3 protein-coding genes are annotated in these 10,638 nt (G+C 41.1%); 2 read left to right on the forward strand and 1 reads right to left on the reverse strand.

Translation table 11 applies throughout. The features are described from left to right. Positions 1-356 precede the first annotated feature (356 nt). Together ACOQOA_RS00085 and ACOQOA_RS00090 are read left to right on the forward strand one after the other, a co-directional pair. Positions 357-920, forward strand: coding sequence for a hypothetical protein (locus tag ACOQOA_RS00085; RefSeq protein WP_420546665.1), 564 nt, complete (start codon positions 357-359; stop codon positions 918-920). Positions 921-964: 44 nt separating this feature from the next. Continuing rightward, complete coding sequence (locus ACOQOA_RS00090) at positions 965-5,410, forward strand: RNase H-like domain-containing protein (protein ID WP_420546666.1); 4,446 nt, start codon at positions 965-967, stop codon at positions 5,408-5,410. Between the two features lie 4,607 nt (positions 5,411-10,017). Here the strand turns inward: ACOQOA_RS00090 and ACOQOA_RS00095 are convergent. Then, positions 10,018-10,227 (reverse strand): hypothetical protein, encoded by a 210-nt coding sequence (locus ACOQOA_RS00095; protein ID WP_420546667.1) that lies wholly within the window; start codon positions 10,225-10,227, stop codon positions 10,018-10,020. Positions 10,228-10,638 lie beyond the last annotated feature (411 nt).

Genomic DNA, 10,638 nt, shown 5'->3' on the forward strand with positions numbered 1-10,638 from the left:
AACGCCCATCGCGAGGTCGAATTTCAATTAGACCTTTGCGGCGGCGTCATCACATACAAAGATCTGCTGAAACACTTGAGCGTCACCTATCCAAGGAGGCGACGACGAGGCGAACCTTTTGGCGGAATTTTATAGCCGTGCGCAGAAATTGAAGGAGACAGAAGAAGCCTTTGCGGACGAACTCCAAATCTTGGCCCGCAAGGTAATAATCAAAAAACCTGACTTTAGGGTTAATTTGGATACAACCCTAAAGCAGCGTTATGCGAGTCAGTTATTGGATCGAAACAGCGCGTCCATAGCTAAGACTCTTTTGGTTCAAATGTCGTAAATGCTCCTTCACAGAGTTCAGGAATGAGTTGGCCCGAGTCCTAGATACTCGTCGCAAAGCCATCGCGAAGGCCAGCTTAAAACCAGTCACAACAAAAGCTGTAGAAGTCGAAGAAGAAGAAGACCAAGAAGCGGATGCGCCTCCACCATCTATCAAATCTTCAAATAAACCTTCAACATCTAACATCAAGAAGGACAAGAAGATACATGCGCAATCCGCCCAAATCAAGGATCTTCGACAAAAGCTAGATCAGGCAGTGGCTGAAAATTCGCAAATTAGGGAGTTACTTTCCCCAGCCACATTGACCACGGCATTTTCCAACGCACTTTCTGCTACAAAGACTAGGTTCACTAGTCAGTCTAGCAGAAGGTCGACCAGTCAGAACCAGAATCAACAGTACACGCCAAAACCCTTTTTAGGGAAGCCTCGTCCTTCTCAGTTGGCAGCAGGTAAGGATGGAAATATCGATCCAGATCAATCCTGCCGTTATTGTAAAGACACCGGGCATTTGCTTGAAAATTGTCTCAGGCTTGATGCCCGGAACAAGTTTATTGCAGAACGGGAGAAGAAACAGGAGGAGGGTTTAAACTGATAACTCCTGCTCCCCAGGGTCGAGGAGTCAGGGGAGGGGTTAAGTTGGACCCGCCTTCCTTAGTTAAGTTTGAGGATCGATTTGAACAAATCGTCAAAACCTTAAAGAGCTGCGCCGTGTCTAATGAAACCAAACAGCGTATTTTGAAAAGGGCAGTCTCACAATGTCCGTCCATTACCATGGAATTCTTGGGTTTAAAAGTTCCATCTTTGTTGGACTCAGGATCCATGGTGACGCTCATTCGTGAGGCGTATTTTAACAAATACATTTTGCCGATATTACGCGGAACAGCGGAAGAATTGGCAGAAGCACATTCTTTGTTTCGCCTTTCTGCCGCTAACAATCAAGAAATGCCGGTCACAAGATATTTTGAGGCCGACGTTTCTATTCTTGGTTTCAGAATACCATCTGTTGGGTTTCTAGTGGTCAAGGATCCTAGTACAGTTCTTGAATCCCAATATAGTACCCGTACTCCCGGAGTTATCGGATGTAATCTGATCCGGCTCGGGTACGAGGAATTCGGGAAGGTATTCGGATTCGAAGCCTTTGAAACCTTTCGGTGCCCAGAAGAGGTTCATCCTCTGATCTTTGCCCAAATGTGTACTCTGTATCATCAGAGCAAGGGTCAGAGTGTTCAGAATGATTCTCATACATCTAATAGTGAAATTCAGGCCACAACTTCAAATATCAACTGCAATTCAGTACCCAAGGATCTTGATCCTCAGGATACAATTCTTGGACAGGTGTGGATTGGCGATCCACGCAAGGTCATTTGTATCCCTGCCAATTCGGTGAAAGTCGTAGAAGGCAAGACTTCCAAGAAAGCCAGGCGACTTTCCTGTATGATTGAGGCAAGATCCCAAAATAATCTACCGCTGGGGGTCGTGGTCAACCGTACCGCAGTCACTCCCAGCAAGTCAAATAAAGTACCCGTTACTCTTGTAAACACAAATTCCTACAATGTCTGGATCAAACAACAGTTACTAGCAGCAGACATTGTAGAGGTAGATCACTGTCCATGGGACTATCATTCCACCATGTCCCGTGATGGTGATGACGTTCAAGTTCTGTTCCAACCTGTACCTACTCCGGACGTACAGGCAGACATATTTTCTGTCAATACTATTCAGACAGAAGAGAAAGCCGGAGACAGGAATTCGACTGAAGGAATTGAACAGGAGGAGAGGCCTAAGTTTGGGCCTAGACCTAAGTTCAATTCCAAGAAATTTGATTTTGATAAGGAACTGGCGCGACTCCCTTTTCCGGTTAATTTCGGAGAAGTGGAATTGTCGCCATCACAGCAGAAACGATTCCTTGAGCTCGTTTACGATCATCAAGGCGTATTCTCTTTATGCGATGAGGATTTAGGTCTTTGTGACCGCCTCAAGCATACGATACCAACCACGACCACGAAACCTGTTTACTTACCGCATCGTACGATTCCAGTGCAATTGCAAACTGAAGTGCGCAAATGCCTGGATACATGGCTTAAACAAGGGATTATACGCCCATCTCGAAGCCCGTATGCGTCGCAAGTAGTTATCGTGCGAAAGAAAACTGGTGAGATACGTCTCTGCATTGATTTTAGAGCTCTCAATGCCGTAACTGTCCGTGATTCATTTCCTTTACCACGCATTGAGGAAGCATTGCAGGCTGTAAAGTCAGCAATGTGTTTCACCTCAATAGATTTGGCACAAGGGTACCTGCAATTGGCTATGGATGAGGCTGACATCCATAAAACAGCTTTCCGTGCAGGCTCGTCTGGCCTCTATGAGTTTACTCGTATGCCATTCGGACTGTCCAATGCGGGAGCTAGTTTTTGTCGCCTCATGGAGATGTGTCTTGGTGACCAACAATATCTCACACTCTTGTTTTATCTTGACGACATCTGCATTTTTAGCAGCTCTGTCGATGAGATGTTAAATAGGATTGAGATGGTATTGGAACGTCTCCAAGACTTTAATCTCAAAATTAAGCCGAAGAAAAGTTTCTTTTTCCAGTCCAAGGTACTATTTTTAGGCCATATACTATCCAAAGATGGGATTTCTCCAAATCCCGACAAAATTCAGAAGGTAAAGGATTGGCCAGTTCCGACCAATGCAAAGGAGGTTCACTCGTTTTTGGGGTTAGCGTCCTACTATCGTCGATTTGTTCCACAATTCGCGAAGTGGGCTAATCCATTGCACGATTTAATTCGTCCTGTAGCTACGAAGAAAAGTCGTCCAAGGATTAGGCTACCTCCATTACAACAGAACCTCCCGAAATTCGAATGGACAGAGCTACATAATGACTCATTTGAAAAGCTGAAATTGGCATTAACATCAGCGCCAATTTTAGCTTATCCGAATTATAATAAACCATTCCTTCTTGAGACGGATGCATCTCTCAAGGGCTTAGGAGCTGTCCTTTCGCAGGAGGACGACAACGGCAAGATGCGTGTTATTTCTTATGCAAGTCGCACGTTGAAGCCGTATGAGAAATCTATGCGAAATTACAGTTCCGCAAAGCTAGAGTTGCTCGCCTTAAAGTGGTCTGTGTGCGAGAAATTCAGAGATTATTTGATAGGCAGTAAATTTACTGTTCTAACTGATAATAATCCTTTGACCTATGTGCGCACATCACGACTGGGCGCGTCTCAGATCAGATGGCTTTCGGATCTCGCGTTGTTTGACTTCGACATCAAGTACAGGGCGGGAAAATCCAATCAGGCAGCTGATGCACTAAGTCGGCGGCCTGCAAATCCCGATTCAACATCAGAGTCTTCAGATGATGAGGAAGAATGGGAAGCAATTTCTTATCAAATGGTTTCCCAAATCCTCGATAATTGTCTAGATTCTACCAAAATTCCCTGTCAGATCAAACACGAAGTCCAGGTAAGCACCGCAGATGTGAGTGAGGCTAATTCATCAATTGGCATTAAATCTCCAAGTATAGTAGACACTCAACTGAATCAGGTGAAACTCTTCCACTCCATATCTCCATCCAAGATGGCAGAGTTGCAGAAGAGGTGTAACCAATTATCAGTAGTCTACGAATATGTTGCCAGCAATGTCAAACCCAAACTGTCAGAGATACACCGTATTAGGTCGAAGCCTATTAGGCGACTACTTCTACAGTATGATCGACTATCATTAATACGGGGTGTCCTGCATCGCCGAACATTTTTGGACGACGATGAAATTCAACAGTTAGTTTTGCCCCTCTCATTACGCAATTCCGTGCTTCAATCCCTCCATGATGACAATGGTCATCAAGGAGCACAACGTGTTACCGAATTATTACGTTCAAAGGTGTACTGGCCCACAATGTTCGTCGACACTGACCGTTGGCTTGCCCAATGTGAACAGTGCCATATTGCCAAAGGTGACTATACAGAGCCTAGAACTCAACAAGGCACTTTAACAGCTAATCAGCCACTTGAGTTGCTCTGTATAGACTTCACCAAAGCTGATCCTTCGAAAGGTGGAAAAGAGAATATTCTAATTCTCACTGATGCCTTTTCGAAGTATAGTCAAGCCTTTGTTACTACCAGTCAGAAGGCTAACATAGTTGCCAAACTATTAGTTGAGAAATGGTTTAATGTTTTTGGAGTTCCAGCCCGGATCCATAGTGATCAGGGACGGTCCTTCGATAATGAGATCATTTCTCATCTTTGTAAAATGTATGGCATTCGCCAATCTACAACAACGCCATACAATCCCAGAGGCAACGCAATATGTGAACGATTCAACAGGACCTTATTTGGCCTTATGAGGACTTTGACCAAGGAGCAGAAACCAAATTGGCCTACTTATGTGCCTTCTTTGGTCTATGCTTACAATTCAACTCCTCATTCATCAACAGGATTTCAGCCATACGAACTTATGTTCGGGCGCAAGGCTCCAACACCTTGTGATGATTGGCTAGGCCTGTCGCATTATAAGTCTGACAGCTTTAAGACCAAGACTGTTTGGTTAAAGCAACAGCTTGATGCGATGATGTTCGCCAATAAACAGGCTTTAAAGTACATTAAGAAGAGCAATAAACGTAATCAGAGCCAGATTTCCGGTAAGGAATTGGTTATACCAATAGGCAACCACGTTCTGTTGCGAAACCATCCTGAAGGGAGAAACAAGATTCAGGACAAGTTTAAGTCTGATGTCTATTATGTTTCTGACCATCATAAAGAGCCTAACGTGTATTACATAAAGCGGCTAGGCGCCGATAAATACACACCGCCTAAGGTGGTAAACAGACGTCAGCTCTTCGACTTGAAGAGATCAGTACCTCCCTCTGCTGACAGCAGAGATGGCTTTGCATCAGTTCCGTCGTACCTACATCACAATAGAGATTTTGGATATTCATCAGATGATGATTCAGATTTAAATTATTCAACTGATTTTGACAGTGCCAAGGGCACTGTACCGCATCACTACAATACAAGAGCGAAACGTAAGGCAGCCGCACCGGTTAGGCCTGTGGCGGCAGAAACAACCATTACATGTTTATAAATTGTTTATCCACAAGGTGGAAACAATTTCTTTAATGTTGTTTCTTATGTTGTTTAACTATTGTATTGCGCGCCGAATCAGCTAGTGCACATTGATTTTCACATTTTTGCTGAAATTGCCATTATAATTGTAAGTCCAAGGTCCCCTGTGGTTAGGTGGTTATAGGGGATAGGGGTGCTCTCTGGTGTTCAGTCTGTTAGTCGTGATTGACCGATTCGCCTAATGGGAGATGAGTATTTGGTCCACATTTTGGGGAGGTTGTGTTCCATCCGGTTAAATCCGGTTTATTCCGGTTTATTCCGGTAGGTTTCCTACGGGTTTGGACTGGAATATCTGGTTTAACTGGGACCATCAGCCCCTGTTGTGTACCATTCACTCTAGCCTCCTGATCCGGACGAAGGAAGCCTTACAGGGTGTCTCTGGTGGAGCCTTAGGGGTGGTGAGGTAACAAACATGCGCCACATATCCAGGGGTAGGTGTGAGCCATGATGGCGGCCCCAGTCCTATGTTTGGGTGACCTGGAAGGCATCAGAATCTCTGGAGTTCTCTCGTTTCAGTTTCAGACGTTCCAGGAGTTCCTGTACTGTTTTAGGTGACCTGTGGGTGATCTACGGGTGATCTGAGGGTGGTCTGGACGTACCTGGGGTGTATGGACGTAACTTGAGGAGTCTGGACGTCCTAGGGCGTGTCTGAACGTTTCCAGGTCATTTGGGCATAGGCTAGTACTGGCTGGCCAACCCTGTAAGCGCCGGGTCGGCGTAGCTCACGGCGGGTCAAGGACTGAAGTAGTGGGGGTTAGGGAGCAGCTTGGTGGTCAGGGAAGCCTTTGCGTTGAGGTATGCTGTTGTATGGGACGGGTGGTACCACCCAATCGCCCATTGATGGGTGGTACACCTTGTCTTTCCATGGGTAGAGTAAGGTCCGGGTGGTTGAGTAAGATCTGGTGGTCCTGAACTGTTTAAAATAAGTCCAGGACGGTCTGGGTAAACCCTGTACTGTTCCGGTGGGTTTTTGAATGGTCTGGACATCACTGGATGCCACTTACTGGACGCCCAACAGCTAGAAAGCTCAATCAATGAGCTATGGTGAAAGTTCGTAAAGATCCCTGGTCCCAGTACCTTTGGCATTTATAATGTGCACAATGTCATGGCTGATTCACATATATACTCATTTGGGTGTGTTTTGTCGGATAGGCGGTTTTCCTAAACCCAAAACCCAGATAAATCACTATTTGGGGGTGGGGAAGGTTATACTGCCATATCAAAGACATTACCCAAATATAGAACTTGGTACAATGCCTATGTGCTCTAAACGTGTCATTTATTCACCTTTTCACAAGTTGGTGGCATGTTTTCCTAGCATATGTATCAAGTTCATCTTTTTGTTACTATTAGTCAATCGGAAATGTTGAATTATAAGCATGTTTTCTTTAAACATATAGTTCAGCATTGATTCAGTTGCATACTGGCTCCGATTGGCTAATTACAAAATCCAAGATCAATTATAAACCCAATTTTCATCTTTCATGACAGTACATACTCTATTTTTCTGGTATTTTTCTTCTTATTTTACATTTTGACATGCAAATTATTTGGGGGGTGTGTGTAATCGGTTGGAAATTATAAATTCTTGAACCGTTTGGATACTGCAATATTTTTCAGTATTCTTCAATATATTTCAATATTTTCAGTATTTGCAGTATCTCTCAGTATTTAACCGGTTCACTCCCTTCAAGTAATGATGTCAAAATATTTGTTTTATTATATAATTTCCTCTTTCGGTGTTATTCTTTTGGTTAAGTGTTTGTTTGCAATGTCAAAATGGGAAAGGGTGAGAGAGAAACACAGCCTTTACCGGTCTTATTCTCCTCTACTGTTTCTACAGATTGAAATTGTGATCAATCACTTGCCATAAATTGAAACACTTTCCTTTTATAAATTATAATTGTAATTGTCAGATGAAATCCAATATTTAAGGGGACCAACCGCTTGGTATATTGTACAATATTTCGAATATTTCACCTAATTTTGTGGTCTTTTACCGGTTGAAATTTTAGATCTATTTCGCTTGGTAACAGTCACCTATTAGGTGCCTCTATACCGCCTGGTGCCCCTCATACTAATAGTAATTATGCAAATTATTTCAATACTTTAACATTGTACTGAGTCAACAAATATCAACACCATACTGACTATCTCCCCATGCCTTGACTGTGCCTTTCGGTACAGCCAGGTCATGGAGGGAAAAGTCATTGTGGTGAATTGCTTTGCACTTAGCTCCTCAGTTGAAGCCAGGCCTTTGAACTAACAACATGTGTCATCTATAAGGCAGGGCAAAGGCTGAGGAGATTTCAACTCCAGTATCAAGTATGTAACTAATTTTAAATTTATTGTATAAGTCGGTTGATTTAATATTAATTATTGTTGTAGGAATTATTTTGAAATTGTTTTCCGGTTGGTATTTTGTTAGAAATTGCTGTAAATTGTTGGTTTAGCATTTTTCGATTGACTTTGGGTATTTATTTGATCTCTGGGCTAAGCCAATGACTCTCAAATTACTGTGGTTTTAATAGTAAAATTGTTCAACCGGTTAATACTATTTGTAAATTATTCTAAATATTGAGAAATTTGTGAAATTCGTAAATATTGTAATTTTCATTAGATTTATTCACTTTCGACCAGTTTTAGGCTATTTTTAAAGTAATTTAATGAGCCTTATTTGATTGTTACTAGGAATGGAGTCTTTAGGGGACATTTACCATCTACCACCAGTCCCAGCCGGTGTGTTGGCTCTACATCGGTTAGTCTCCATTTTCCTAGTTTGAGGTAGGTTAATATCGGTTTTTCCTATCTTTTGCCATTAATCTACCGATTGGTTACCTATTTTATACTGGAATTGTGATAAATATTGTGCTAAATACTATATTAAATGCTATAACCGGATTTGTCATGATTTTATATTGAAATGGATTTTTAGTAGCAACTTTTAATTGTAATGTCCTTGTAAATTCATGTTGAATGTCCTTTTCCAGGCTTTCCAGCTGGAAAAGGTGTACATATCGCAATTATCATTTATTTTGATATTTTTATAATTTTTATAGGGTTCTTTTAAGGGTTTTGCGGGAAATAACACTTTCTTCTAAATTGGGTTTATTTTAGGGTTTTCTGGCTAAACTTTGCGGGTTTATGGGAGGTTTGGGGGGTATTTCCCCACCGGTTTAAGGGTATTAACCTAAAATATATATTTGTGTGATTTATTAACATAAACCGGACTTGATAGAATTGTTAATTATGGTTTTCTAATTCATATGCATATTTTATTGATAAAACCGTTTGATTATCTTGATACTTTGCAAGTATTAGAGTAATTGATTAATTAATTGATATATGTTAAAAGATAATTTATAAGTTTGTGTATAAATATTAAATACTTGCGAAATGGTTTATTGATATAATTGATGTTATTGATATGATTTAATGTATGTTTTTCGTTTATTTTAGCTTCTTTAGATTCTGTTGAGTAAGGGGAAATGGGTTTATAATGGTAAATCGTTTAAATTATACAAAATTATGGACATTCCGGCTTAATTGTTTAATAATAAATACATAATATTAATTAAAATTTAGGTTTTCTATTGTTTCTATTGTTTTATCCGCTAGACCCACTCAGTAACTCGGATTTAGTCCAATCATAGTAATTTTAATAGTTTGATATTTTACTTTATGAAAACCGGTTTATATTGGAAACAATACGGATTATTGTTTCTACATCATTAAATTCAATATCAATCGTTTATAACTTTAATTCAGTAGATTTATTGATAATTTGCATTATCAATGGAACCAACATCTTTACAATATCAATTGAATTATTCTTTTAACCGGTTTTCACGTTTTCATAACTTTAACTGATATAAATATTGCGAATACTATAATACATAATACCGAAATTCCGCATGGGACAGTACTGCAATATTGTGCACCCATTCCATTTGTGTTTGCAATGGGTTCAAGCATAGTTGATATGCATGTACATATGCTTCAGCATGCTTAGCAGCCCAAGGAAAGCTCACCATTCAAACATATATTGTTGACACACACATATATAGTGCCATACCATGGTCTTTGCCACTTCACCCACATATGGTCCCATTGCATTCCACATGATCTTGTGCTGGCCAAATACCTTTGTCAAATGTTCACATGTATATCATATCATCTGAGTTGTCAGATTTCAGCATGCAAGTTGTTTCATGGACAGGACATTTCCATTTAACCCCAAAACATGCCTACAGGGGTCAATATCAAATCCATTGAGGATCTTCTGAACCATGAGGCTTGTGTTGGCATACAATTCTAAGCACTCATCCTCAGTCTTGGCATAAAGTAAAATAAACTGCACAACCACTGGGTTTTCAAAAGGGTTAACAAGAAACTTCACAGATTGATTAGTAGGAGCTGATAACATGCACTCCACCAAACCCATTTTACTTGCGCCTACAGACTTACATTGAACAACCATGCTGAGGTTATTGTATTCATTCACAGGTGCAAACTTTACATGCCATGACACTCGTGGATGGTTATGGGATGTCAAAACATTTAGGCCTACTTCATCCCTGCAGGTGCGTGTCTTCCTGTATGCACATTTGGGAAGCATGGCCCAAATCTCCATGGAAGAGTGGAAGCATCAAACCATGGAGGAATATAAACAAAAATATCTATATCATTGCGATGTGTGATATGTCCAAGCCTATGTGCCACAAAGCCTCCTGCAACTATGGCAGGCAACCACAACTGATGGAGGGCTTCTGACACCCAGTTCATCTATAATGGCAAAATTCTTGTGTGCAGCATCCCCTAGGGACCTTTCATATGATGACAATTTTGCAATTATGCTTTGTGGTATTTTCATACTGTGCAACATGTATTGTTGTGCCATGTCATGAACCAAATCTGCTGTTATTACTTCCCAGTCAGGGTCAACAAAGTTTGTTTTTTCATGCCTATCATCCATTTGGTAAGTGTTTGCTTTGCACAGTGTTCAATGCACAACTTGGAGGCAATGCATTTCCAATGAAACATCACAAAACAATGGAGGTTGAGAGCCTTTGATAAGGTTACCTTCTCCTCAAACTTCCCATAGCATTGACATCAGGTGGTTTTTTGATGTGCTCATACATGTGGCTCCTTCAATATGACTTTGTTGTTCAACCTTACACAAGTCTT

Origin of the sequence: Curvivirga sp., assembly GCF_965219885.1 — a bacterium.
Taxonomy (GTDB): domain Bacteria; phylum Pseudomonadota; class Alphaproteobacteria; order UBA8366; family Aestuariispiraceae; genus Curvivirga.